Source organism: Halanaerobium sp. DL-01, assembly GCF_003338615.1.
GTDB lineage: Bacteria > Bacillota > Halanaerobiia > Halanaerobiales > Halanaerobiaceae > QPJE01.
Genome location: NZ_QPJN01000023.1, coordinates 6,848 through 30,628, shown reverse-complemented (window position 1 = coordinate 30,628; position 23,781 = coordinate 6,848). Strand labels below are relative to the sequence as shown.

Genomic DNA, 23,781 nt, shown 5'->3' with positions numbered 1-23,781 from the left:
GTTATTGCACAAAATTTGAACTTATTTTCTGGGGGTTGTCAAAACAATAATTGCATGTTATAATGGTTGTGAAATAATTAACAAAGTCTCAATAAGTTAAGATAAAATTAAAAAGGAGATGGAAGTTATGAATGCATTTTTAGTACCTCCAGAAATTCAGTTTGGGGAAAATTCATTGGAATATTTATCTGCACTTGAAGGTGAAAAAGCTGTTCTTGTAACCGGCGGCAGCTCTATGAAAAAGTTTGGTTTCCTTGATAGGGCAGAAGAACTTCTGCAGGGTGCTGGTATGGAGACTATGATCATCGATGGGGTAGAGCCTAACCCATCTGTTAAAACAGTTTATGCAGGTAGAGATGATATGCTTGATTTTAAGCCTGACTGGGTAATTGCTATTGGTGGTGGTTCTGCATTAGATGCAGCCAAGATTATGTGGGTTTTTTATGAGCATCCAGAATTAAAATTTGAGGATATTATAGAGGTTGCTTCTATTCCTGAATTGAGAAATAAAGCTAAGTTTATTGCTGTACCTTCAACAAGTGGAACTGCTTCTGAAATTACAGCTTTTTCTGTAATTACTGATACTGAAAGAAAGATAAAATATCCAATTGTTTCTCCTGAAATTATTCCGGATGCTGCAGTTGTTGATCCGGAGATTCCGGCAACTATGCCTCCACATATCACTGCCAATACCGGTATGGATGTTATGGCACATGCTGTAGAATCAATTACATCTACCAATTCCAGTGATTATTCTGCACCACTAGCCCTTAAAGCAATAGAACTGGTATTTAACTATCTCCCCAGAGCGTTTGCTGATGGTGATGATATGGAAGCAAGAGAAAAGATGCACAATGCTTCTACTTTAGCCGGGATGGCGTTTTCTAATTCTTCTTTAGGTATTGTCCACAGTCTGGCTCATAAGATTGGGGGAGAGTTCCATGTAACTCATGGACTTGCAAATGCTATTTTGCTTCCTCATGTTATTGAATACAATTATGAAGCTGCTGAAGAACAGTTTAAAACTGTAGAAGAATATATGGGAATTGACAGTCTGGCTGATGAAGTAAGAAAGCTCAGTAATGAACTTGATATTAAGCCTAAGTTTCAGGATATTGACTGGCTTGATTACAGTGATGAAGATTTTGAAGAAGCACTTGCAAGAATGTCTCAAAATGCGCTTGAAGATCCATGTACTCTTACCAATCCAAAAAAACCTGATGTTGAAGATATGAAAGAAATTTACAAAAAAGCTTATTATGGTGTATAAATAACAATAACACCTCCTAATTAAGTATTTTTATAAGGCCGCTTAAAAGCAGTAATGGTTTTTGAGCGGCTTATTTATATTTAAAATTCTTGAGATTTGCATAAAAAAATAAATTTTAAAAAATGATAAATTAAGTTAAAAAAGCTTGATTAAGCAAGATAAATGGATTTAATAAACTATAGCTGCCTAAAATGAGCTTTTTTGTGGTTTAATATTTATATAATAATAGACGATATTAAAAGCAGAAGGTCAAAGTGAAAGAATAATGCAGGGGGTATAAGGTATGAAAATTAATGACCTCAAAGCAGGAAGAATAAATCAATATTATAAAATAGTTCAGCAGCAGGCAGAAAATAAAAATAATGCTGATAATGATAAAATGCAGATTTCAGATAAAGCAAAGGAAATTGCCAGTGCCAAAAAGGCTCTGAAAAAATCGCCTGAAATTAGAGAAGAAAAAGTTGCCGAGATAAAGGCGAAAATAAACTCGGGCAGCTATGAAGTGGACAGCAAAAAACTGGCTCAAAAGATGTTGAACCAGATTAAGCAGGTGCAGAGTAATGAATCAGAAACTGAAAGATAAATTATTAAAGATATTAAATGAAGAAAAAGGACTTTATCTCGAGTTATTAAAAATAGCTGAAGAAAAACATGAAGCTTTAGTTGAAAATGATACAGAAAAGCTGCTGGAAACAGTGGAAAAGGATAAAGATATAATAAGTAAAATTGAAGCAGATGAAGAAAAGAGAAATGAAATAGTATCAGAAATAATTGAACACTTTAAAATAGATGATGAGAACAAAAGCTATTCAAAGCTGGTAAAAAGTCTTCCTGAAGACTGGAAAAAGGCTCTTGATCCATTAAGAGAAGACCTAATAGAAATAACAGACAAATTTCAAAAAATAAACATAGAAAATCATTCACTTTTAAAACAGTCTTTAGAATTTAATCAGCTCTCAATTGATACAATTTTGAACAGCATACAGGATGAAGATATAACATATTCTAAAGATAAGATAGAACAGCCCAAACTGTTAAACAGACAGGGTTAAAGGTGGTAATCAAATGAATAATATTTTTAGTGGCCTTTATGTGGGATTAAAATCTCTTGAAACTCAGAGAAAATCTCTTGATGTTACAGGCCACAATATAGCAAATGCAAATAATGAGGACTATTCCCGCCAGCGGGCAGTACATAAAGCTTCTTACCCATATACTCCTCCAGGACTGTCAAATCATGGTGGAGCAGGACAGTTTGGTACAGGAGTAGAGTTAGAAACTGTAGAAAGAATGAAAGATCAGTTTATAGCCGGTCAAATTTTTAAGGAAAATCAGACATCAGCTTTATGGGAAGAGGTAAGCCAGGGATTAGAAAAGATCGAATATATTTTTAATGAACCATCTGAATCAAGTCTTGCCACAGCTTTTAATGATTTCTGGAACTCTCTTCAGGATCTAAGCAACAATCCCAATGATACAGCGGCAAGAAATATGGTTAGAGAAAGAGCCTATACAATGATGGATGCATTTAAAAGCATAGACAGCCAGCTGGTTGATTATAAGGCATCATTAAATGAAAATATTTCAACAAATGTTGATAGAATTAATCTTTTGTCAGATAAAATAGCGGATTTAAATAAGCAGATTGTGTCTGTTAAAGGAAGTGGGCAGAATCCCAATGATCTGCTGGACCAGCGCGATTCACTGTTTAAAGAATTAAATCAATTTATCAATGTACAGAGCAGAGAAGATGAACAGGGTAATCTGATAGTCTCTACAGGTGGAATGCAGCTTGTCAATGGCTCTGACAGCTATCATTTAGAAACCCGTGAGAGCGAAAAAGAAAGTGAAAGATATAAGGATAAAATATTTCATGAAAGAACTGATACAGAAATTGAACCTACAAATGGTAAGCTCGCAGGGACAATCGCTGTTAGAGATGACAAAATAGATTTTTATAGAGGAAAATTAGATACACTAGCAGCCACATTTGTAAATGAATTCAATACACGCCACAAAGAAGGATATGATAAAAGTGGTGAGCCAGGTCAGAACTTTTTTGAACCAATTGAACCTGATCCAGATGATCGCAAACAGAGTGCAGCTGTACTGATGAAACTTGCACCAGAAATTGAAGCTGAAGATGGGTTGGAGAAAATAGCAGCAGGAAGTTATAGTGAAGAACCTGCAGTGCTTAAGGTGAATAAAACTAATGCTGACGCTGTCGGAGATTTTCAGATAGAAATCAGTGAAAATGGCAGTGACTATCAAATAAAAATATTTAATAAAGGTGAAACAGAAGCAATTACCAGTACTACTGTAGGAGAAAATACAGAGATTGGTTTTGATATAGAAACTGGAAGCTTTATTACAGATCTTACAGATACAGATATAGACTTTACTTTAACAGCACAGGATACAGGAAATGTTAACATCGGTATGGAAAATAATGCCGGCAGTGGAGATAATGCAAACTATCTATCAGATATTTTTGATAAAAGTGATGTTGTTGAAGGTACCTCTGTAGATGGTTATTACAGAACTATTATAACTTCAATCGGAGCTGAAGCCCAGAGAGCAAGCGAGATGCGGGGTAATGAAGAGGTCCTTTTAAAACAGCTCAATAATTTAGAGCGCAGTGTTTCCGGTGTTTCTCTTGATGAAGAAATGACCAATCTTATTAAATACCAGCAGGCATATAATGCTTCTGCAAAATATATTACAAAAGTTGAAGAAATAATAGACAGCTTGATGAGTATTGTTAGATAGGAGTGGAGCAAATGAGAGTTACCAATTCAATGATGGTTAAAAATATGTTGGACAATTTAAAAACAAATTTTAGTGATTTAAATACATTAAATGGACAGCTCAGTTCTGGCAAATTGTTTCAGATGCCTTCAGATGCTCCAATAAGAGTTTCTGACAGTATGAACTTCAACTCTATTTTGAATAGAAATGAACAATTTAAGAGAAATGTAGGTCAGGCAGAAAACTGGCTTAATACAACTGAGAGTGCTCTCAAAAGTGGAACTGAAGTTATACAGAGAGCAAGAGAACTTACCATTTATGCATCAAGTGATTCAATGACCGCAGATGACCGAAAAAAGATAGCCAGTGAGTTTAAGGAATTAAGAGATGAACTGATAGATATTTCTAAATCCAAACTTGGTGACAGCTATATTTTCTCAGGCCAGAAAACAGATCAGGAACCATTTACTGTTGAAAAGAATGGTATTGGAGATTATGTAAAGTATAATGGTGATAATAAAGATATTAACAGAAGAATGAATGATAATGTTAAGTTTGGAATTAATTTAAGTGGAGAAAAAGTATTTAAAGATGAGATTGAAGCTTTAAATAAAATATATAATGATCTCTCTGCAGCAAGGGCAGAACTGCAGAGCACTAAAAGTTATACCACTGTCAATGATTTAAATACAGAGCTTGGAGATACAACAGCTGTCAACAAAACATTTTCCATAAAAGTTGATGGAGGAACCGAAGATGTTGTTACCTTTGATGGAAATTATACAGGTGCAGATGCATTTGAAAGCTTTGAAGACTTTAAAAGTTTTGTAGAAGCTGAAGTAGATGGAGTTACAGTAGAATTCAGTGAAAATGATAATATCATTTTTAAAAGCAATAAAGCTGGAGCTTCTTCCAGCATAGAAATAACTAATGATCCTGATGGGATTTTAGGTGTAGAAGATTTAGTTTACGGAAGTGATGACGGTTGCAGTGGTGAAACAATTGGTAAAAACCTGTCTGATATGGATAAAGCCATCAATAAATTTACTGAATTAAGAGCAGAGGTTGGAGCAAAGCTAAATAGGACTGGAAATATAGAAAGCCGTCTGGAAGCAAATGAAGTTCATTTAAAGAAATTGAAATCCAATAATGAAGATGTTGACATAGCAGAAGTTATAACAAATTTAAAGATGGAAGAAACAGTTTATAGAGCTTCTCTAGCCTCTGGAGCCAGAATCATGCAGCAGTCTTTAATAGATTTTATTAAATAAGTTTTTAGTGGCTTTTATAACTATGGTTTTAAAGAACACCATAGTTGTAATGGTTACTAAAACACCGCTGCTGGCAGCACTATCGGCCGAAGTGCAGCTGACGGGGTGCTCATATAACCAAAACAAATTAGAATAACTGGCAAGGATGCCAGGAAAAACACAAAATTTCAAGGAGGAATAAATAATGAGAATTAACACAAATATAGCTGCGTTGAATTCATACAACCAGCTAAATAACACACAGAATAACTTAGAAAAGTCTTTACAGAGATTGTCTTCAGGTAAAAGAATCAATGGTGCTGCTGATGATGCTGCCGGTCTTGCAATTAGTGAAAAGATGAAGTCTCAGACAACCGGACTAGCACAGGCACAGAGAAATGCTCAGGATGGTATTTCAATGATTCAGACTGCTGAAGGGGCTCTTAAAGAATCACACTCAATTTTGCAGAGAATGAGAGAGTTGGCTGTTCAGTCTGCTAATGATACTAACACTGAAGCAGATCGTAATGAAATTCAAAAAGAGGTAGATCAGTTAGCTGCAGAACTTACTAGAATTGGTGAAACTACTGAGTTTAATACTCAAAAGTTACTGGATGGTAGCTTAGATGATACTAAGTTTCAGATTGGTGCTAATAAAGGTCAGAATATGGAAATTGCTATCAATGATATGAAAGCAGATGCTCTTGGGGTAGCTGGTGAAGGTGGAGCCAGTTTTGAAATTTCTACAACAGTTGCTAATACTGATATAGCTGCTGGAGATCTTGCTAACTTAGGTTTAGAAGATGGAGAACAGACTTTAGAGGTTAGTAAAGTAGATAATGTAACATTGGCTGATGGCGCAGTTGCAAATTATGGTTTAAAAAATAGTGATGGTGAAGTAATTGCAACAAGCACAGATGGTAATAATTATCAGTTGTTAGATGGAGCATATGAGGAAGGTAATTTATCACAAGCTTCCTATAATGGTACTAATGTAGAAATAGCATTTGCTGATGAAGTAACATCTGGTGAAGTTACTTTGACTGGTGTTGATGATGCTGCTGGAACAATTGGTGGAGCTACAGCAGAAGCAACTGTAGATGCAAAAGGTCTAGAAACCGGGACTTATTCAGTTGCAGTCGAAGTTGATCAAGCTTCTTTCGAAGCCGCAGAATATTTTTCTGATGTGACTTGGACTGGAGCAGGTACTGCTACATCTGCTGCATCAGATATAGAGTCTGTATTACTTGATGAAAACGGTAAAGCTACAGCAGTAGAATTTGGTGGTACTATAGCTGCATCTGGTTCATATTATAATATTGAAGATATTAATTTAGAAGCTGATGCTACCACTCCTTCTAATGTTGTTCCTGCAGATGCAGAAGCTGCATTTACAGCTAATACTGCTTTCGTTGATGGAGATACACTTGAAATTAGAGGAGAAGGCGGAATCGATGTATCTTCACAAACAGCTGCAGATAATGCTATTTCAAAATTAGACGATGCAATTGCTAATGTTTCCGCAGAACGTTCTAAATTAGGTGCTATTCAGAACAGATTAGATCACACAATCAATAACTTGAACACAGCTGAAGAAAACTTAACAGCTGCTGAATCCAGAATTTCTGATGTAGATATGGCTAAAGAAATGATGAGCTTTACCAAGAATCAAATCTTAAGTCAGGCTGGTACAGCAATGTTAGCTCAGGCTAACCAGTTACCACAGGGAGTACTTCAGTTACTCGGTTAATTTCTTGAAGAGATAAATATATAAAGTTCAACAAATAAGCCGGCCGGTTTTCCGGCTGGCTTGTTTTTTAAGAAAGGGTGAAAAGCTATTATGAAAGTAGATAAGATAGATTCTCTACCCAGTAAGCAAGTAAACAGCATGCAGAAAGATCAAACAAATAAAAGTAGTAATAATAGCAGTAATAATAAACCCGACTCTCTTCAGGAAAAAAGAAAATATAATCAAAAAGAACTTGAAGAAGATGTCAAGGAATCAGTAAGTGATATCAATGATATAATAAAAAAAGTAAAAGAGGATTTAGCATTTAAAATACATGATAAAACAGATAAACTTATGGTGCAGATAGTTGATTTAAAAACTAAAGAAGTTATAAAAGAAATGCCGCCCGAAGAAATGCTTGATTTACAGGCTAGAATTCATAGGATGGTAGGACTTTTAATTGATGAGAAAGTTTAGAAAGAAGGTGTTAGAATGGCTGATCTTAGTTTAGGTGGCTTAGCTACCGGTATGGACACGCAGGGTATAATTGACCAATTAGTTGCCATAGAGCAGCGTCCAATATTAAATTATCAGCAGGAAATATCAGAGCTTGAACAGACTAAAGGTGCCTGGAGAGATGTAAACAGCAGACTTGATAAGTTAGAAAATAAGATTACAGATTTAAAACTTTCTGCCACCTATAATTCTAGAACCGCTAATAGCAGCAATGAAGATGTAGTTACAGCAGCTGCAAGTAATAGTGCTGATGAAGCTACTTATTCTGTTACAGTTAAAAGTACAGCTAAAGCTCAGCGGCTTGCTGGAACAAGATTTGATGATGCTAGCGCTCCAATTGCTGGAATTACAGCAGAAAGTACAATCACCATTAATAATACAGATATAACAATTAGTGATACAGATAGCTTAAGAGATATTAGTAATAAAATTAATGATGCCGATGCAGGGGTAAATGCTTCTATAGTAGATAATCATCTTGTTTTAGAAACAAATGAAACAGGAGTAGAAAATGCTTTAGATACAACTAAAGCAGGAAGTTTTGTTGATTCCAATGACGTACTTAAGACTCTTGGTCTGTTAGACAGCACTAGTGGAGAAATAACAGATGCTATTGAGGTACAGTCCGCTTCTGATGCAGAAATAGATATTAATGGTATTACAGGTATAACAAGTTCAACCAATACATTTTCTGAAGCTGTAGAAGGTGTCACATTCAATATTAATCCAGATGCTGTTGCTAATGATGGAACAGATACTGCTTTTTCCAGTGTATCTGTGAGTAAAGATACTGGTAAAGCTGCTAAAGCAGTTCAGGCTTTTGTAGATCAGTATAATAGTGCAATGAGCTTTTTGGATGGTAAAACAGATTATGATGCAGAAACAGAAAAAAGTGCTGTTCTTCAGGGTGATAGTACTGCTATGCGCTTACAGATGCGTTTAAGAGAACTTGTAACTTCTAAAGTAAAAGATAGTGGAGATTATAAAACCCTAACCTCGGTTGGGATAGAAATCGACAGGGATGGAGTAATGAGTTTTGATAGTTCTAAGTTTACTGAAGCTCTGGAAAATTCTTCAGAAGAAGTTGCCAATCTTTTTAAAGCTGAAAGTGAGTCCGAAGGATATGATGGTATGGCAGTTCGTATGGACAGTTACCTTGATCAATTGATGCAGTCCAATACCGGTTTAATACCCAGAAGACTTGATTTCTATGATAATCGTATTGAAGGATTAAATGAAGATATTGAAGATGTACAGAGAAGAGTAGAAATGACTCGTCAGCGCTATGTTGAGCAGTTTGCTGCTATGGAGGAAGCTATTTCAGAAATGCAGAGTCAGCAGAACTGGATGATGAGTCAGCTTCAGAATATGGGAGGATCTACTGTAAACAGTGTGATGTAAATATGATAGTAATTTGTTTTGAGGAGATTGGTGAGCTGAATAAATACTGGTCTCCTTTAATTGTTTTAGGGAAGGAAAATATATTATGGAAATTTATATAAATGAAAATGTAATAGCAGAAGCTGTAACAGGAAAAAATGATATTTTAGAGCTGGTAGAATCAAAGTTAGAAAATGAAATAATAGACACAATCTATCTGGATGATGTTGAGGTCTCTTTAGAATACTTTCAGGAAAATGAACTTGATTTAGAGAGAATAGATAAGATAAAGTTTGAAAGCAAAAAAGTTGAGCAGCTGATAACAGAAACTCTTACAGAAGCAGAGAACTACCTTCCGAAATTAAAAAAAGCTTTGAATAATTCAGCCGAGCTTTTCAAAAACGGCAAAGAAGCAGATGCTTCTGAACTTTTGGATAAGGCGTTAGAAGGCATCCAGTGGTATCTTGAAGTCATCAATGTCATATTATCATTAATAGAAAATAAAGATCTAAAGGATAAAGGGAATGTAATTACTGCTAATTTCACTCAGGCACTTAATAGAGGGATGATTGCTCTCCAGAATAAGGATTATGATTATCTGGGAGATCTATTGAAAGTAGAAATGGTGGAATATCTTGATAAACTAAGTGATTTGAATCAGGAATTATTAGAAGAATAATAAAAGAGGTGACAAAAATGTCTGCTGTAGAAAAAACAAACTCTGTCCTAACTCAAATCAAAAATGTAATTCAGAATCAACTAAATCAGTCTAAGCCGAGCAGCGAACAAAACAATCAGGATCTAAAAGGTGACAGATTTACTAAATCTCAGCAGCCAGAAAAAGTCACCTATGACCTGGAAGACTTTGCAGCTAAAGATGTGGTTAAAAGACCGATTAAAATCAACAACAGCAATAATATCTTTTTTATTAACCACAATAACCGCAATAGAGCTGTAAAAATAAATCCGGGAGAATATAATTTAACAGAGATTCAAGCTGCCATTCAGCATCAGGTTAACGAAGAATTTGGAATTGGAAAGGTCAGTGTCAAAATGACTGCCTCCGGTTCAGATCGTTTTATCTATGCTGAGGACAGTAATAGTGAGAAGCTTCTTGATAAGAAGGTGTAGGTAAGCTGCGGTAAATAAAAATTTATAATATTTGATAGATAAAAATAACCCCATTCTATACAGAAAAATTTCTTTATTAGATAGATTAGTAGTTAAAGTATAAAAAATTACGAATGATTAAAATGGAACCCAAAGCAATTGAACTATTGAAGAAAATAAGGAAATTAAAATAAGAAGTAAAGTCTAATCTGAAAATTGCTGAAGATAAAAAATCAGAGGTTAAGAAAAGGAAGAAAAAACTTAATGAAGTAGAGTGGAAACTGAGAAGTATGATAGCTACAGCAGTAAAAATAAGAGATGAAGAACTAACAGCTGAAGAGGAAAAAGAACTGCAGGAGCATTTTAACTATCTTAAAACTGAGGTAAATAAATGTGAAGCTTTAAGTTAAGGTTATTATAAATTTTATTGACTGAAAGGAAATTACATTGAATAAAATAGTTGTTTTGAAAGGTAATAAAAAAATATTAACCTTTAAAGTTAAAACTCCTAAAAATTCAAAACAGGGAGAAACTGATATCTTTATCGATTCTGGTAAAGGCTTATATTTTGATAAAATTGTTGCGGGAAACTATTTTAAAGAATTTAGTCAACCAGCTTATACAATTAATTCAATTAGCTGGCATGGTTATTTTCTTCCAATAAATAAGAAGAAATTATCTTCTCCTGTAATACATTTAAAAAACTATACTGATAAGGTGGCTAAATTACCTCATTTGGGAACTATCAATGCTGAGGAACCATTTCCTTTTCTAGTATTTAGCTTATGGGTACCTGAAGAGATGAACTTAAAGGATATTGGAGAGACAAAGAAAAATCATTCTAAATCTATTTATACAGAGATTAAAACTTCAGAGAATAAAAGACTAGATTTTTTTGTTTGTCCAAAATCAATTTCAGCTAATAAATTCTTAGAAACACAGTCTGGGTTAGTATATTTATTTTCCAATGTGGAAATATTTAATACAGGGACTTTTGAAATGGTTGATCCTAAGAACTTTAATTTTCAAATCATAGAAAATGTATCTGGGCATGATATAATTATCAGGCACAGTAAAATAGCTTCCAAAATTTTTTATAAGTTAAAAAACTTTTATTCCTTGATTTTTCATGATCCAAATGATGTATATAATCGTCTTTTTAATAGACCGGTTGTTACTATAGATAAGAATGATGACAAAAATATTGCATTATTAAGAGATGAAACAGAAAAAGAACTGGGTGTTGAGATTGAAAATAGAGGCAATATTTTTGAACAAATTAGGAATAAATTTAAAAAATAGATACTTAAACTTGAATTTTGAAATTAAAAAATTAAGGTAGTACTTTTTAATTTTTGTTGTTAAATAAATTTTTAATCTTGATTCAAATAACCGATTAAATAAATTATCCAGATTTCAGATACACTTAACTAAATTATTGTAACGCCCCCTAAGGATATTGGTCAGGTACCAATTAAACATTTTATAATAATTACAGGGGATAAAAGTAAATACTTAAAACTTATTATGCTGATGAAAAAATGGAAATTTACATTTAAAATTAATTCTTATATGCATTTTGATGAAAAAGTTGAAATTATGTGGAATTTTTCAGAAAAAACAAAAACAACTTTGTAGTAATTTATATAGAAAACTTAGAGGATGAAAATGAAGCAAAAAATATTGCAATAAAGAAACTTGAAAGTGTAATTAATTCAATTAGATTTATTTTAGACCAGAATATAGATTATCAATTGAAAAGTATAATCCAACTCAAAAATGATGGATTAAAAAATCAGGGATTAAATTTATTATCCTCAAAAATAACTGTTGTTAAAGCATTTCCAAAAAGTAAAGTTGACAATATAGAACAGTTATCAAATATAATTGATTCATCTAATAAAAAGAAGAAAGTTGCTTTTAAATATTACTTAAGAGGTTTATCAATAGATGGTTGGAATAATGAGGCTTTTCTAAATTATTATAAAGCAATTGAGTTGATTTCTGCACCGTATTTTAAAGAAGGTAAAAGAGAAAAAGAAAAAGAAAATAGTAAAAAAAGAGAAAAGCTTATTGATGAATTAAAATATCATCTTAATAATGATAATTCAGATGAATATAATAAAATAATTAAAAAAATTTATAAATTAGGTTTCCTAGCGAGTGAAAGAAAAATCAAATTAGCGATAAAAAATCTAAATTTATCTATGAAGGATTATAATATCAAAAATATCATAAAAGTAAGAAATAATATTGCAGCACATGCGAGTAGTAAATCTTATATAAAAACTGAAGATGTAGAAGAGTGTCAACAATTGTCTAAAAACTTGATTCTTAGTTATTTCACGAGTTAGTTCTAATGTATGATTGCACTGAGAAAAGTCTTAATTAGCAATTTTTGAATTTCACAATTGCTATTATGATAAAGATGTCAGATTGTTAAAATATTTAAAATCGACTTTTTGCAGTGTAACCATGTATTAATTTGATAGATAACACCCTAGAGATAGATATAAGTATATGTTATAATAAATTCATATAATTAAATGAATAAATTTTGATATTGATATAATTTCTAAAGAAGGATGTGAGCTGTTGTGCAGAATGAGAAAGACTTATTAAAAAAGGCGGTTAATTACAATCAAAATATCCTTAATGAAGCTGCTGGAGACATTGATTCAGTACTCCATAAAATTATTTACTTTGATTATAAGAGCCATACAATCTGGAATCCTCTTAAAGATGAAAGTTTAAGATATGATGTTGATCCGACTGACAAGTATGGAGAAGATAAAATTAAATCATTTCTAGATAACTATAAAAAGCTGGAGGAGTAAATTATGCAGGATAGGCAGATAAAATTACTCAATGATTTATACAATAATCTCTGCGAAATAAATGAAGAAGGTTTAAATGATGACCACTTTTATGACTGGCTTAATGAAAATTATTTTTTTGAAAAAGACTTAGAAGAGATAATTCATGAAATGAAAAGTGTATTAGAAAAGATATAATTAATATTATAATCAAATTTTTTTGTTTTATTTTCAAATCAATAGTTTGAACTGGGAGTGGTTCTAATGCCGAGAAAATTTTGGGGAATTCCCCGCGGGAAAAGAAGTATTGATGTTGTTCTGACAGTACTGGATTATATAAAAGATGACTTTATCGGCCGCCGGTGGAATAGGGAACTTCAAGAAGAGATAGATGAGATATTAGTTAATTCTGATTTAAAGAGAGAAAGAATTAAATTGGACGAAAACCCAGGTAATATTAGGTGTAATTTTACGAGTTTTAAAGCATTCGGCCTGATATATCTAGATTTTAATAATAAAATCAGTTTAACTAAAGTTGGAGAGCAGCTGCTGGATAAAAAGACTCCAACGCAGATCATTTCCTTATTATTAAAAAAACAGGTCCTAAATATGCAGTATCCGAGTCCATATTTTAGAAGAAATAATGCTAAAATAATTGATGATTTTCAAATTAAGCCTTTTAGATTTATTGTTGAATTACTGCTTGACAGTGATATTGATTATATTGATTTAGAAGAAGCTGCCAGATTTGTTGTTTTTGCTGAAAATCATGATCAAAAGGATAAAATTAAAAATTTGATTTTTGAATACAGAAATTCAGAGAGAAAAATAATTTTGAATAAATATTTTGATTATTACTCAACAAGAGGTATAAATAACTATGACGGAGAGTTAATTAAAGAAGAAGTTGAGCAGATATCTAAATTAACCGATATTGATGAATCTAAAGTTCAAGATATTTTAAATGATGAACTGGAACTAGAATTTAAATACAGACCTAATTCGCGCTGGACTGCTAATTACGGCAGTCGCTTTGATGTTGCCAGCACAATGAAAACACAGCTTACAGATATTGAGATAATCAAAGATGAAAATAATATTTTTGAATTAAAAAATGAAAAAGAGATTAAATCTCTGCTCGATACTCCAAAATTTTCACAGGAACTTATTCCTTTTACTGGTTACCCTAAAAATGCAGAAACTCAAGAAAAGAAACTAATTGATTTGCGATTCTATAATAGGTACGGTAAATCATGGGATTCAAGAAGGGGGATTACTGCCTCAGATTTAAATAAAGAAGGAGTATCTCCGCAGAAGATAAAAATGAAAGTGATAAAGAATCAATACAATGATTTAGTAAAAAAAGAAGCTGTTACAGAGAAGGATAAAGCATTTAAAATTATTAAATCCAGAACACAGTATTCTTCAGCTGACATTAATCAGGCTTTAAAGAATGTACCGCAGCCTGATTTGAATTATTTTGCTGAAGATTTTATTTCTTTAGGTGGAAATGGCGATAAAAACTTAGAGTTTGAAAAAGCTAACAGTATATTATTTAAAAAATTAGGTTTTGAAACAGAACATATAGGTCCACACGGCAGAAATCCTGATGTTTTAGTAAAAAGAGGTGGCGAAATAATTGGAATAATTGATGCAAAAGCAACTTCTAATGAATACAGTATTACTTCAGGTGACGAAAGAGCAGTAATTGAGTATATAAATATGTACAATGAAGAAGAAAAGCTTAAATTCTTCCTATTTTCAGCCGGTAGAACGGCAGCTGTTTCTGACTCAAATATTGAAAATATTTATAAGAGCACAGGTGTTAAAGGAAGTATAATAAGTTCAGTTTTACTAACTAGTATTTTAAAGGAGCAGTTAAAAGCAGAAAGGGATTTACCTGAATTAGAAGAATTATTTCAGTTAAATAGAGAAATTACCATGGATGATATCAATAACTTTTTTTGAAGTGGATTGAACGAAGTTATTTCAATAATTTAATCAATGGAAGCTAATAAAAGAAATTGATTTGGGTGAGTTAAATGCTGACTACCTTTCAGAATAATATACTTATTTGGTGGGGAAATAACAAGCGAATTTTTCCCTGGCGGGAAACAAGAGATCCCTATAAAATATTATGTTCTGAGATACTACTGCAGCAGACTAATGCCGAAAAAGTGGTGCAGGTATATAATAAAATTATATCAGACTATCCTGAACCTGCTGATTTATCGGAGGCTGAAACAGCAGATCTGGAAGAAATTATAAAGCCTCTTGGTCTGCTTAAAAGAGCAGGAAGATTAAAGAAAATAGCTGCTGAGATTACTCAAAAGTATGATGGAATCATTCCTGCTGATAAAAAGGCTTTAATAAAACTTCCTGGAGTTGGGAATTATACAGCTAATGCTGTAATGTGTTTTGCATTTGAAAAGCAGGTTGGAGTATTGGATACTAATACAATTAGAATTTTAGCTAGAGTGTTTGATATTAAAAGTGATAAAGCCCGTCCGAGAAATGATAAAAATCTTCAGAATCAACTAAATAAAGTTATTCCCAAAAATAAAAGTAAAATATTTAACTATGCTCTGCTCGACTTTGCTGCCCTTATTTGTACTGCTGAAAATCCAAACTGCGGAAAATGTGTAATCAGCAGAATCTGTTTTTCTTACAGTAATAAAGAGTGATAAAAAGCATATTTATTCTTTCAATACAAACTTATGTATGGTATAATTATTTTATAGTAAAAGGTCAATTTTGGAGGTGAAAATGTTGGCATATAAAGGTATATCGCTTTTTTCAGGCTGCGGAGGTCTGGACCTTGGTTTTGAAAAAGTTAATGATTATTTAAATAACGAAGGTAATAGTATATTTGAAATAATCTGGGCAAACGACATAAATAATGCTGCAGTTCAAACATATTCAGAGAACTTCGGTTTTGATATTTATGAAAATCCAAAAGAAGAAATCAGTAAAAAAAGAAAAAAGATTTTTTTGGGTGATGTAAAAAATATAGATTTTAAAAATGAAATTGAAGACGATATTGATTTTGTTTTAGGAGGTTTTCCCTGTCAGGATTTTTCTATTTTAGGAGGTAGTAAAAGACAGGGAATTAAAGTTAAAAGGGGTTCGCTGTATTTACAGTTTGTTAGATCACTTATTGAACTGCAGCCACTTTTTTTTGTAGCAGAAAATGTAAAGGGTATAAAGTCTGCAAACAACGGAGCAGCCTTTAAACAGATAAAAAATGATTTCCAGCATTTAAATGAAAATTTAGTTGAGCTGTCTGAAAAAACCAAAATTAACTTAAGTGATGTAGATAAGATAGAAAATTACAAGATACTATTTGATGATGTAGTGAATTTTGCTGATTTTGGAGTGCCTCAAAACAGAGAAAGAATGATCTTTATTGGAATAAGATCTGATTTAATTGATTCTTCGGAAGAAAAGACTATTAAAAATAAATTGAGAAAGTTTTTACTTCCAGAAAAATCTTTCCCTGTAACTCCACTGGAAGTATTTGAAGGAGAAGTTTTAGAAAATCTTAATCAAAAATATATTGGAATTATGGGAGAATTCAAAGAGTACTTAGAAAAAATGAAGCATGATTATGCTGAAGAATTCAAAAATAATACCTGGCTGGATTATGCTCTGGACATTACTGAAGATTATAAAAATCTTAATGATGTTGATTATAATAAAAATGAACGCACACAGGCTATATATAATGCTTTAAAGGAAATAGGAGCTTATAAAAATCCGATATCTAAACTTGCTTTTGAAGATGATTCTAATAAACGTGCTGCAACTCAGGAGCGAATTAAAGAAAGAATGCGTAGAATTCCACCCGGTCAGAATCATGAATTTGTGAGGGATACAAAATATTCTGTTAAAGCAATGATGAGTAATATTTATCGACGAGTTCATCCACTTGTTCCTTCACCTACAATAATTGCTAATGGCGGCGGCGGAACCTACGGATACCATTATGAAAGAGAAAGGCAAAATTTGACAAATAGAGAAAGAGCAAGACTGCAGTCCTTTCCCGATAATTTTTTATTTAATGGAAATAAATCAGATGTCAGAAGGCAGATAGGTAATTCTGTTCCGCCTCTGGGCTCAAAGAGAGTTGCTCAAGCTGTTAAAGATATTGTGCTTGAAGTAATAGAAAGCAAATTAATGATTAAAGCTGTATAAAATAAGTAAGGGCTTTTAGTTAGGGCAGATGCTAAATATCAAAATGAACTTTTAGTTGTCTGGAAAGATCTGGTTACAAGAAATAGAATTGTAATTGGTCGTCTGTAGAAACAGGATGATTTATATTGAGGTTCCCCCATTAAATTAGACACATCGTTTAGATAGTTTTCTCCCATTTTCGTAGTCTTCTGTATAATGTTTCTAAGCCCGTCAAAGAGATTAAAACAGCCCAAGAAAACTGAAGCTCAACCAGAAAAAGGTGACAGATTCAGCAAATCACAGCAGCCAGAAAAAGTCACCTATGACCTGGAAGACTTTGCAGCTAAAAATGGAATTAAAAGACCGATTAAAATCAACAACAGTAATAATATCTTTTTTATTAACCATAATAACTGCAATCGGGCTCTAAAAATTGATCCAGGAGAATATAACTTAACAGAGATTCAGCCTGCTATTCAACATAAGGCCAACGAAGAATTTGGAATAGGTAAGGTTAATCTTAAAATGACTGCCTCCGGTTTAGACCGCTTTATTTATGCCGAAGACAGCAGCAGTGAGAAGCTGCTGGATAAAAAAATTTAAAAGAATTAAAATTTTATCTTTACTAAGAAGTTTCTACTAATGATTGAAATATATATTAATCTTTCAATATTTTTGATTTGACAATTAATACACTATTGTAAGTTTATAGATAAACTAGGAGTTGATAATTATGAATGTCAATTCTGCTATGCAGGATCAGATTGCAAGTGTACAGCAGGCATTGAGCATGATGTCAATGCAGAAAGCAATGGGTCAGGATGGAGCAGCAGTAAGCAAACTGTTAGAAGGAATGGAAGAGAATACAGAGGCTGTTCAACAGGCAGCTGGGATTAACCGCGGACACCATATTAATGTACGCGTTTAGTTGAACTATGGGTAATAACTTTTTTATTTAAGTTGTTGCCCTTTTTTAATATCAAAATAAAGTAGGTAATATTTATGAATAAGATAAAACTTATATAAAGCCAAAAACAAAGGTGAAAATATAATAGTTGATAAAGATATAAAAAAACTGAAAGTGAGATGATCCCTTTATTATGGGCAGATTAATGACAAAATCTGTTTATTAATAAAGGGATTATTTTATCTGTTTTAAAGTAGATATTTTATTAAATAAGATATTTTTGGAAATTTAAAGGGAAAATTAAGCAGTTATAGAAATATAAGAATATGGAAAATATTAAGAGAATAGGAGTTTTTACTAAATGGAATTAAAATTGAATAAAAGTAATGATTTAATTTGTGTTAAATTTGATTATGATAAAGAAATTATTAAAAAAATCAAATTTATAGCAGATAGCCGCTGGAATCCGGCCAAAAAATACTGGACCATTCCTAATAATAGAAATCATTTAAAGCTTTTTTTAGAAATATTTAAAGATAATTATTTAACTTTTGATTCTAAAATAAAGTTTTTTGCGGCACCTGAATTGATTGCAGATTATTTCAATTATTATTTCCTTCCTAAATTTGAAAAAAAGCTAAAATTGAAAGGTTATACCAGAAGTACTATCAAAGCTTATATTAATCATAATAGAAGATTTATAATTTATATTCAGAAAAATTTATTTTCTATAAAAATGGATGATCTTAATGATTATATTTTATACCTCATAGAAGAAAAAGAAAATACTCATTCTTTTGCCAATCAGTTTATCAGTGCTTTTAAAATGTTTAATAATTTAATTTTAGAACTGGATGGAATTAATAAAAAATTATTTCGACCAAAAAAGAAAAAGAAGCTGCCTAAAGTATTGAATAAAAAAGAAATTAAAGAGATTATTGCATCTGTTGATAATTTAAAACATCAGCTTATTTTAATTTTAACCTATTCGGGAGGTTTGAGAGTAAGTGAAGTTGTGAGATTAAAAATATCTGATATTGATACAGATAGAATGCTGATTTATGTCCGCTCTGCAAAGGGATATAAGGATAGGTATACATTATTATCTAAAAACGTTTTAACAAAGTTGAAACTTTATCTAAAAGCTTTTCAGGTACATAAATATGATAAAAAATGGCTTTTCCCAGGTCAGAATAAGAATAGGCATTTATCAAAAAGAAGTGCACAGAAAGTTTTTAAGAGAGCCTGTAAAAAAGCAGGAATAAATAAAGATGTTGGTATTCATTCTTTGAGACATTCTTTTGCTACCCATCTGCTGGAACAGGGAGTTGATTTGAGATATATACAGAACCTGCTGGGTCATAAAAGTTCTACTACAACTGAAATTTATACTCATGTAAGTAATAAGAATTTTATTGAAATCACCAATCCTTTTGATAATTTATAGAATGGATATCTTAATGAAATAACAGTCGTGAAGATTTAAAGAGTAAATATATTTATGAATTTTTATACGTAAAGAAAAGAGTTATACGACATTGGGCTAAGCAATTACTGCTACTGGAACATCAATACTTTTAGCTGCTCTAACTAATCTTTTGTCTAAAGTTACTAAAGTAGCATTTTTACGCCTGCTTGTAACTAAATACATAGCGTCATAAGCAGGATGATTTATCTTGCATGAAAGTGGCAAAGCTTCTTCAAAAATGTCTTTGGCATCAATAAACTGATCTACCATTTTATAAAGATATTCAATTTTTTTCATAATATCTTCTTTTCTATAATCTTGATATTCATGATATTTCCACAATGTATTACTAGCTTCATAAATAAAAAGAGAAGGAGCAATTACCCAGTCTGCATCATTTAATATATTTACAATTTCTTGTTGTCTTTTACCACCCATCACTATTTCAACAGCTGCACTTACATCGATTGTAATTCTCATCTTTCACGATCCTCTCTAACTAATTTTACAGGATCTAATATTTCTTCATCTTTTTGTTCTTGACTGGTTTCTTCTTGTATTTTTTTTAGAAGTTTTTGACGACGTTTTTTGTTTTCTTTTTCTATATTTAACGCTTTTTCCAATAAAACTATTGTTTCCTGGGTAATACTTCTTCTGTCAGCTTCAGCTAATTGGACAATTTCTTGATAAAGATGTTCTGGTAAATCTCTGACTTGTAAAGATGGCATAATAAAAACCCCTTTCATCTAATAATTAATGTTTTATTCTATTTATATTATATCACTTAATATCATTGCATGCAATATGCATGTATAATGTTTATGATATTTATGCAGGTACTTTTTTCTATTAAAAGAATTATATTATTAATGCTCTTAATTAATAAAGATAAGAGCAGAGCCCAACAGTCGTATAACATGGGATTATCGCCATGCCTTCTGTCATAAAGCTTGCAGGTTAACCAATTACGTATACGAAAAAGCAAGCTTTACGCCAGTTCCTGACGGAATCAGGCACGAGCGCAAAATCCCAGGGACGTTATACGAAAGAGCTGGTTTGAAAAAGTCTTTTAAAATAATAATTAAATTCTAAGCTAAAATACTTCTATAAATTAAAACTAAAAATATTGCAATTGATTTTACATAAAATTTAATGTATAATTTAATTAAGATAATCATTTATGAAATATTTTAATTTATGGAGGTGCAGATAATGGTTACTTTAAGAATTGATAGAGATCATATGGTCTCATCTTCTGAAATTGTTCGTAATTTTAGTAAAATGTTAGATAAAACAAAAGAGTCCCCGCTTTTTATTACCAGAAATAATGATATTGAAGGTATTATGATGGATATTGAAGAATATGAAATGTTACTAGAAAAAATAGAATTTCTGGAAGACCAACTAGAGGATGCCCATATTGAAGAGATTATAGCCAAAAGAAAAGAAAACTTTGATCTTAAAGATGCAGTAAGCGAAAAAGAGATAATAGATTTATTAGATAAAGAATAGTTTTTAGGGGGCTTAAGTTGATGAAGCTTAAATTTCATCCTGAAGTTAAAAATGATATTGATAATTTAGATGGAAGTGTTAAACCGAGACTTAAAAGTACACTTAATAAAATTAAAAGATCACCTGAATTAGGAAAACCACTTGGAAATAAAAGTGGAATTGATCTATCAGGTTGTTTAAAAATCTACTTTTATCGGAAAAAATATAGAGTTGTTTATCAAATAATGAACGAAAAAGAAGTTATGGTTTGGTCTGTTGGTAAAAGAGAAGATCAAATTGTTTATATAAGTGCATATAAAAGAATACTGGAAAAGGGGAGATAAACCCCTTTTTTTATTTATAAAGATTTCTAAAATTTATCAAAAGAGCAAACCAGCTCCATCGTATAACATGGGATTGGCACCATGCCTTCTGTCATAAAGCTTGCAATATTATGCAGCAAGAAATATTAAAGCAAGTTTCACGCCAGTTCCTGACGGAAGCAGTCACGAGCGCAAATCCCAGGGACGTTATATGAAACCGTAGCAAACGCTTTAACAACTAAAAACTTATAGCATAAAGAAAACAGTGCCGTTGACCTTCAGCACTGTTAATTAAATCTAATTTCAAGTTTTTTACCAAGTGCGTGAGCAACTTTATCAAGAAATTCAACACTTGGATTATAATCATCATTTTCTAGTCTGGAGATAGCAGATTGTTTAGTTCCTATTTTATCTGCCAATTCTTTTTGAGTTAAATTATTTTCTATTCTATACCTAATAATTTGTTTTTTTATTTCATACATAACTTTCAATTTTTCATATTCTTCTTTAACTTCTTCAGATTCAAATAGTTCATTTTTAAGATCTTTATGATCTATAAATTCCATTTTGTTTCACCTCACTTGATAGAGTTAAGCCTGTTAAGAGCAATATCAATTTCTCTCTGTGGAGTTTTGTTAGATTTCTTCTTAAAGATATGCAAAAGAACAAAGATACCATCCTTATAATTTAAAAAGAAGACCCTAAATATATTAGAACTATACTTTATTCGTAATTCCCAAAGATCATCATATCCCTTTAACTTTTTAAGATGTGGCATACCAAGAAATAGACCAAATTCTTCTAGAAGTTCTATTTCTCTTAGAATTTTAGCCTTTTCTTTAGCTGACTGTTCTTTAATAAATTCAATTACTGGAGATTTATTATTTTTTGCATAATACTTAATTTTATACATAATTTATTCACTCCAAGTTCTAAATTTATTATATCACACATATGTTATAAAAGGAAGCAAAAATTTAAGATTAAGCTTATATAAAACATTTATCACTGTATAAATGCAGGAATTTTTTTCTTTTACATGAAGTAAGTTAATAATTGATAGATTAATAGACAAAGCTACGGCATCATATAACATGGGATTGGCGCCATGCCTTTTGTCATAAAGCTTGCAGGTTTAACCAATTACGGATACGAAAAAGCAAGCTTTACGCCAGTTCCTGACGGAAGCAGTCACGAGCGCAAATCCCAGGGACGTTATATGCAATAATAACTGAACATCAGCAAATAAGAGAAAGAGATAAGAGAAGGGTTGAATAATCGCAAACTGAGATGAACTAACTCCTGCAAATGAAGAAAATAATAACTGCAAGCTTCAAATGGTCTTAACAATAGACTTGGGCAATTATAATTTACAAAATTATTTACATATATCAGAAGGTAAATTAGTCACTGATTGATCTTCACGTACTTCGTGAAGATTTAATATAGTACAGAATTCATGAACCTATTTGCTGGTTAAGGAAGAATTTTGATATTTCATTAAGTTGAAGCAGAAAGAAAAACTTTTTACGTGGCAAGTTATTACAGCATATAACAGACCATTGGCGCTACTAGGTATAAAATTGAGCAGCAAGACATCCGTGCCCTTCGGGACATGGCTTTTGTCACATCTCTTGCAGCAGCTTAAACAAAAAATGCTGATGAAAGGCAAGAGATGCGCCAACCTAAAGAACAGGACAGCCACGTCGCAAATGCTCGGGACGTTATACGAAAGAGCTGGTTTGAAAAAGTCTTTTAAAATAATAATTAAATTCTAAGCTAAAATACTTCTATAAATTAAAACTAAAAATATTGCAATTGATTTTACATAAAATTTAATGTATAATTTAATTAAGATAATCATTTATGAAATATTTTAATTTATGGAGGTGCAGATAATGGTTACTTTAAGAATTGATAGAGATCATATGGTCTCATCTTCTGAAATTGTTCGTAATTTTAGTAAAATGTTAGATAAAACAAAAGAGTCCCCGCTTTTTATTACCAGAAATAATGATATTGAAGGTATTATGATGGATATTGAAGAATATGAAATGTTACTAGAAAAAATAGAATTTCTGGAAGACCAACTAGAGGATGCCCATATTGAAGAGATTATAGCCAAAAGAAAAGAAAACTTTGATCTTAAAGATGCAGTAAGCGAAAAAGAGATAATAGATTTATTAGATAAAGAATAGTTTTTAGGGGGCTTAAGTTGATGAAGCTTAAATTTCATCCTGAAGTTAAAAATGATATTGATAATTTAGATGGAAGTGTTAAACCGAGACTTAAAAGTACACTTAATAAAATTAAAAGATCACCTGAATTAGGAAAACCACTTGGAAATAAAAGTGGAATTGATCTATCAGGTTGTTTAAAAATCTACTTTTATCGGAAAAAATATAGAGTTGTTTATCAAATAATGAACGAAAAAGAAGTTATGGTTTGGTCTGTTGGTAAAAGAGAAGATCAAATTGTTTATATAAGTGCATATAAAAGAATACTGGAAAAGGGGAGATAAACCCCTTTTTTTATTTATAAAGATTTCTAAAATTTATCAAAAGAGCAAACCAGCTCCATCGTATAACATGGGATTGGCG

Annotated in this window: 28 protein-coding genes; 24 read left to right on the top strand and 4 right to left on the bottom strand. The window is 31.7% G+C overall.

The window, feature by feature from the left end; all coding sequences use genetic code 11:
• Positions 1–127 precede the first annotated feature (127 nt).
• The 20 genes from DER71_RS08590 to xerA all read left to right on the top strand — a co-directional run bounded on the left by DER71_RS08590 (position 128) and on the right by xerA (position 19,346).
• On the top strand, positions 128–1,270 hold the full coding sequence (locus DER71_RS08590) for an iron-containing alcohol dehydrogenase (RefSeq protein WP_114458020.1): 1,143 nt from the start codon (positions 128–130) through the stop codon (positions 1,268–1,270).
• Between the two features lie 283 nt (positions 1,271–1,553).
• On the top strand, positions 1,554–1,853 hold the full coding sequence (gene flgM / locus DER71_RS08585) for a flagellar biosynthesis anti-sigma factor FlgM (RefSeq protein ID WP_114474564.1): 300 nt from the start codon (positions 1,554–1,556) through the stop codon (positions 1,851–1,853).
• Positions 1,831–2,322 (top strand): flagellar protein FlgN, encoded by a 492-nt coding sequence (locus tag DER71_RS08580; protein ID WP_114474563.1) that lies wholly within the window; start codon positions 1,831–1,833, stop codon positions 2,320–2,322. Before flgM ends, DER71_RS08580 begins: the two co-directional genes overlap by 23 nt.
• A 13-nt stretch (positions 2,323–2,335) precedes the next feature.
• The gene (flgK, locus tag DER71_RS08575) at positions 2,336–4,039 is read left to right on the top strand and encodes a flagellar hook-associated protein FlgK (protein ID WP_114474562.1); all 1,704 of its coding nucleotides are present in this window, start codon (positions 2,336–2,338) and stop codon (positions 4,037–4,039) included.
• A gap of 11 nt (positions 4,040–4,050) precedes the next feature.
• Positions 4,051–5,289 (top strand): flagellar hook-associated protein FlgL, encoded by a 1,239-nt coding sequence (gene flgL / locus DER71_RS08570; protein WP_114474561.1) that lies wholly within the window; start codon positions 4,051–4,053, stop codon positions 5,287–5,289.
• Positions 5,290–5,473: 184 nt separating this feature from the next.
• Positions 5,474–7,018 carry a flagellin gene (locus tag DER71_RS12440; RefSeq protein ID WP_114474560.1) on the top strand — a complete coding sequence of 515 codons (1,545 nt, stop codon included), beginning with the start codon at positions 5,474–5,476 and terminating at the stop codon, positions 7,016–7,018.
• 90 nt (positions 7,019–7,108) lie between these two features.
• Positions 7,109–7,474, top strand: a complete 366-nt coding sequence (locus DER71_RS08560; RefSeq protein WP_114474559.1) for a flagellar protein FlaG — start codon at positions 7,109–7,111, stop codon at positions 7,472–7,474.
• 15 nt (positions 7,475–7,489) lie between these two features.
• A complete protein-coding gene (gene fliD / locus DER71_RS08555; protein WP_114474558.1) occupies positions 7,490–8,914 on the top strand; it encodes a flagellar filament capping protein FliD in 1,425 nt (474 codons plus the stop codon).
• Between the two features lie 85 nt (positions 8,915–8,999).
• Positions 9,000–9,572, top strand: coding sequence for a hypothetical protein (locus DER71_RS08550; protein ID WP_114474557.1), 573 nt, complete (start codon positions 9,000–9,002; stop codon positions 9,570–9,572).
• A 17-nt stretch (positions 9,573–9,589) separates the two neighbouring features.
• On the top strand, positions 9,590–10,024 hold the full coding sequence (locus DER71_RS08545) for a hypothetical protein (RefSeq protein ID WP_114474556.1): 435 nt from the start codon (positions 9,590–9,592) through the stop codon (positions 10,022–10,024).
• A gap of 426 nt (positions 10,025–10,450) precedes the next feature.
• Positions 10,451–11,305, top strand: a complete 855-nt coding sequence (locus DER71_RS08540) for a hypothetical protein (protein ID WP_114474555.1) — start codon at positions 10,451–10,453, stop codon at positions 11,303–11,305.
• A 299-nt stretch (positions 11,306–11,604) separates the two neighbouring features.
• Positions 11,605–12,357: a hypothetical protein gene (locus tag DER71_RS08535; protein WP_114474554.1), complete on the top strand. Its 753-nt coding sequence runs from the start codon at positions 11,605–11,607 to the stop codon at positions 12,355–12,357.
• A 243-nt stretch (positions 12,358–12,600) separates the two neighbouring features.
• Positions 12,601–12,840: a hypothetical protein gene (locus DER71_RS08530; RefSeq protein WP_114474553.1), complete on the top strand. Its 240-nt coding sequence runs from the start codon at positions 12,601–12,603 to the stop codon at positions 12,838–12,840.
• Between the two features lie 3 nt (positions 12,841–12,843).
• A complete protein-coding gene (locus DER71_RS11970) occupies positions 12,844–13,017 on the top strand; it encodes a hypothetical protein (RefSeq protein ID WP_158531808.1) in 174 nt (57 codons plus the stop codon).
• Positions 13,018–13,083: 66 nt separating this feature from the next.
• Positions 13,084–14,787: a restriction endonuclease FokI C-terminal domain-containing protein gene (locus DER71_RS08525; RefSeq protein ID WP_114474552.1), complete on the top strand. Its 1,704-nt coding sequence runs from the start codon at positions 13,084–13,086 to the stop codon at positions 14,785–14,787.
• 74 nt (positions 14,788–14,861) lie between these two features.
• On the top strand, positions 14,862–15,503 hold the full coding sequence (locus DER71_RS08520; RefSeq protein WP_114474551.1) for an A/G-specific adenine glycosylase: 642 nt from the start codon (positions 14,862–14,864) through the stop codon (positions 15,501–15,503).
• A gap of 82 nt (positions 15,504–15,585) precedes the next feature.
• Positions 15,586–17,013: a DNA cytosine methyltransferase gene (locus DER71_RS08515; RefSeq protein ID WP_114474550.1), complete on the top strand. Its 1,428-nt coding sequence runs from the start codon at positions 15,586–15,588 to the stop codon at positions 17,011–17,013.
• 195 nt (positions 17,014–17,208) lie between these two features.
• The gene (locus tag DER71_RS08510) at positions 17,209–17,595 is read left to right on the top strand and encodes a hypothetical protein (protein ID WP_114474549.1); all 387 of its coding nucleotides are present in this window, start codon (positions 17,209–17,211) and stop codon (positions 17,593–17,595) included.
• 130 nt (positions 17,596–17,725) lie between these two features.
• On the top strand, positions 17,726–17,920 hold the full coding sequence (locus DER71_RS08505; protein WP_114474548.1) for a hypothetical protein: 195 nt from the start codon (positions 17,726–17,728) through the stop codon (positions 17,918–17,920).
• A 340-nt stretch (positions 17,921–18,260) separates the two neighbouring features.
• On the top strand, positions 18,261–19,346 hold the full coding sequence (xerA, locus tag DER71_RS08500; protein ID WP_114474547.1) for a site-specific tyrosine recombinase/integron integrase: 1,086 nt from the start codon (positions 18,261–18,263) through the stop codon (positions 19,344–19,346).
• A gap of 96 nt (positions 19,347–19,442) precedes the next feature.
• Here xerA and DER71_RS08495 read toward each other — a convergent pair whose 3' ends face one another.
• Together DER71_RS08495 and DER71_RS08490 are read right to left on the bottom strand one after the other, a co-directional pair.
• The gene (locus tag DER71_RS08495; protein ID WP_114474546.1) at positions 19,443–19,847 is read right to left on the bottom strand and encodes a type II toxin-antitoxin system VapC family toxin; all 405 of its coding nucleotides are present in this window, start codon (positions 19,845–19,847) and stop codon (positions 19,443–19,445) included.
• Complete coding sequence (locus DER71_RS08490; RefSeq protein ID WP_114474545.1) at positions 19,844–20,095, bottom strand: hypothetical protein; 252 nt, start codon at positions 20,093–20,095, stop codon at positions 19,844–19,846. Before DER71_RS08490 ends, DER71_RS08495 begins: the two co-directional genes overlap by 4 nt.
• 484 nt (positions 20,096–20,579) lie before the next feature.
• On the opposite strand from DER71_RS08490, the gene DER71_RS08485 reads away from it, so the two are divergent.
• Together DER71_RS08485 and DER71_RS08480 are read left to right on the top strand one after the other, a co-directional pair.
• Positions 20,580–20,879 carry a type II toxin-antitoxin system Phd/YefM family antitoxin gene (locus DER71_RS08485; protein WP_114474542.1) on the top strand — a complete coding sequence of 100 codons (300 nt, stop codon included), beginning with the start codon at positions 20,580–20,582 and terminating at the stop codon, positions 20,877–20,879.
• 20 nt (positions 20,880–20,899) lie between these two features.
• On the top strand, positions 20,900–21,202 hold the full coding sequence (locus tag DER71_RS08480) for a type II toxin-antitoxin system RelE/ParE family toxin (RefSeq protein WP_114474541.1): 303 nt from the start codon (positions 20,900–20,902) through the stop codon (positions 21,200–21,202).
• A 266-nt stretch (positions 21,203–21,468) separates the two neighbouring features.
• On the opposite strand, the gene DER71_RS08475 is transcribed toward DER71_RS08480, so the two are convergent.
• Both DER71_RS08475 and DER71_RS08470 read right to left on the bottom strand, forming a co-directional pair.
• Positions 21,469–21,747: a helix-turn-helix transcriptional regulator gene (locus DER71_RS08475; RefSeq protein ID WP_111573226.1), complete on the bottom strand. Its 279-nt coding sequence runs from the start codon at positions 21,745–21,747 to the stop codon at positions 21,469–21,471.
• Positions 21,748–21,758: 11 nt separating this feature from the next.
• Complete coding sequence (locus DER71_RS08470) at positions 21,759–22,094, bottom strand: type II toxin-antitoxin system RelE/ParE family toxin (protein ID WP_114474544.1); 336 nt, start codon at positions 22,092–22,094, stop codon at positions 21,759–21,761.
• A 985-nt stretch (positions 22,095–23,079) separates the two neighbouring features.
• Between DER71_RS08470 and DER71_RS08460 the strand changes: the two genes are divergently transcribed.
• Both DER71_RS08460 and DER71_RS08455 read left to right on the top strand, forming a co-directional pair.
• On the top strand, positions 23,080–23,379 hold the full coding sequence (locus DER71_RS08460) for a type II toxin-antitoxin system Phd/YefM family antitoxin (protein ID WP_114474542.1): 300 nt from the start codon (positions 23,080–23,082) through the stop codon (positions 23,377–23,379).
• A 20-nt stretch (positions 23,380–23,399) separates the two neighbouring features.
• On the top strand, positions 23,400–23,702 hold the full coding sequence (locus tag DER71_RS08455; RefSeq protein WP_114474541.1) for a type II toxin-antitoxin system RelE/ParE family toxin: 303 nt from the start codon (positions 23,400–23,402) through the stop codon (positions 23,700–23,702).
• Positions 23,703–23,781 lie beyond the last annotated feature (79 nt).

Excerpts from the sequence above, each read along its gene's own strand:
- DER71_RS08515 (WP_114474550.1), top strand. The coding sequence starts at position 15,586 with ATGTTGGCATATAAAGGTATATCGCTTTTTTCAGGCTGCGGAGGTCTG.
- DER71_RS08580 (WP_114474563.1), top strand. The coding sequence starts at position 1,831 with ATGAATCAGAAACTGAAAGATAAATTATTAAAGATATTAAATGAAGAA.
- DER71_RS08505 (WP_114474548.1), top strand. The coding sequence starts at position 17,726 with ATGAATGTCAATTCTGCTATGCAGGATCAGATTGCAAGTGTACAGCAG.
- DER71_RS08475 (WP_111573226.1), bottom strand. The coding sequence starts at position 21,747 with ATGGAATTTATAGATCATAAAGATCTTAAAAATGAACTATTTGAATCT.
- DER71_RS08480 (WP_114474541.1), top strand. The coding sequence starts at position 20,900 with ATGAAGCTTAAATTTCATCCTGAAGTTAAAAATGATATTGATAATTTA.
- DER71_RS08490 (WP_114474545.1), bottom strand. The coding sequence starts at position 20,095 with ATGCCATCTTTACAAGTCAGAGATTTACCAGAACATCTTTATCAAGAA.
- DER71_RS12440 (WP_114474560.1), top strand. The coding sequence starts at position 5,474 with ATGAGAATTAACACAAATATAGCTGCGTTGAATTCATACAACCAGCTA.
- DER71_RS08550 (WP_114474557.1), top strand. The coding sequence starts at position 9,000 with ATGGAAATTTATATAAATGAAAATGTAATAGCAGAAGCTGTAACAGGA.
- fliD (WP_114474558.1), top strand. The coding sequence starts at position 7,490 with ATGGCTGATCTTAGTTTAGGTGGCTTAGCTACCGGTATGGACACGCAG.
- DER71_RS08510 (WP_114474549.1), top strand. The coding sequence starts at position 17,209 with ATGTTTCTAAGCCCGTCAAAGAGATTAAAACAGCCCAAGAAAACTGAA.
- DER71_RS08520 (WP_114474551.1), top strand. The coding sequence starts at position 14,862 with ATGCTGACTACCTTTCAGAATAATATACTTATTTGGTGGGGAAATAAC.
- flgK (WP_114474562.1), top strand. The coding sequence starts at position 2,336 with ATGAATAATATTTTTAGTGGCCTTTATGTGGGATTAAAATCTCTTGAA.
- DER71_RS08485 (WP_114474542.1), top strand. The coding sequence starts at position 20,580 with ATGGTTACTTTAAGAATTGATAGAGATCATATGGTCTCATCTTCTGAA.
- DER71_RS11970 (WP_158531808.1), top strand. The coding sequence starts at position 12,844 with ATGCAGGATAGGCAGATAAAATTACTCAATGATTTATACAATAATCTC.
- DER71_RS08460 (WP_114474542.1), top strand. The coding sequence starts at position 23,080 with ATGGTTACTTTAAGAATTGATAGAGATCATATGGTCTCATCTTCTGAA.
- DER71_RS08470 (WP_114474544.1), bottom strand. The coding sequence starts at position 22,094 with ATGTATAAAATTAAGTATTATGCAAAAAATAATAAATCTCCAGTAATT.
- DER71_RS08525 (WP_114474552.1), top strand. The coding sequence starts at position 13,084 with ATGCCGAGAAAATTTTGGGGAATTCCCCGCGGGAAAAGAAGTATTGAT.
- DER71_RS08590 (WP_114458020.1), top strand. The coding sequence starts at position 128 with ATGAATGCATTTTTAGTACCTCCAGAAATTCAGTTTGGGGAAAATTCA.
- flgL (WP_114474561.1), top strand. The coding sequence starts at position 4,051 with ATGAGAGTTACCAATTCAATGATGGTTAAAAATATGTTGGACAATTTA.
- DER71_RS08495 (WP_114474546.1), bottom strand. The coding sequence starts at position 19,847 with ATGAGAATTACAATCGATGTAAGTGCAGCTGTTGAAATAGTGATGGGT.
- DER71_RS08455 (WP_114474541.1), top strand. The coding sequence starts at position 23,400 with ATGAAGCTTAAATTTCATCCTGAAGTTAAAAATGATATTGATAATTTA.
- flgM (WP_114474564.1), top strand. The coding sequence starts at position 1,554 with ATGAAAATTAATGACCTCAAAGCAGGAAGAATAAATCAATATTATAAA.
- DER71_RS08560 (WP_114474559.1), top strand. The coding sequence starts at position 7,109 with ATGAAAGTAGATAAGATAGATTCTCTACCCAGTAAGCAAGTAAACAGC.
- DER71_RS08545 (WP_114474556.1), top strand. The coding sequence starts at position 9,590 with ATGTCTGCTGTAGAAAAAACAAACTCTGTCCTAACTCAAATCAAAAAT.
- xerA (WP_114474547.1), top strand. The coding sequence starts at position 18,261 with ATGGAATTAAAATTGAATAAAAGTAATGATTTAATTTGTGTTAAATTT.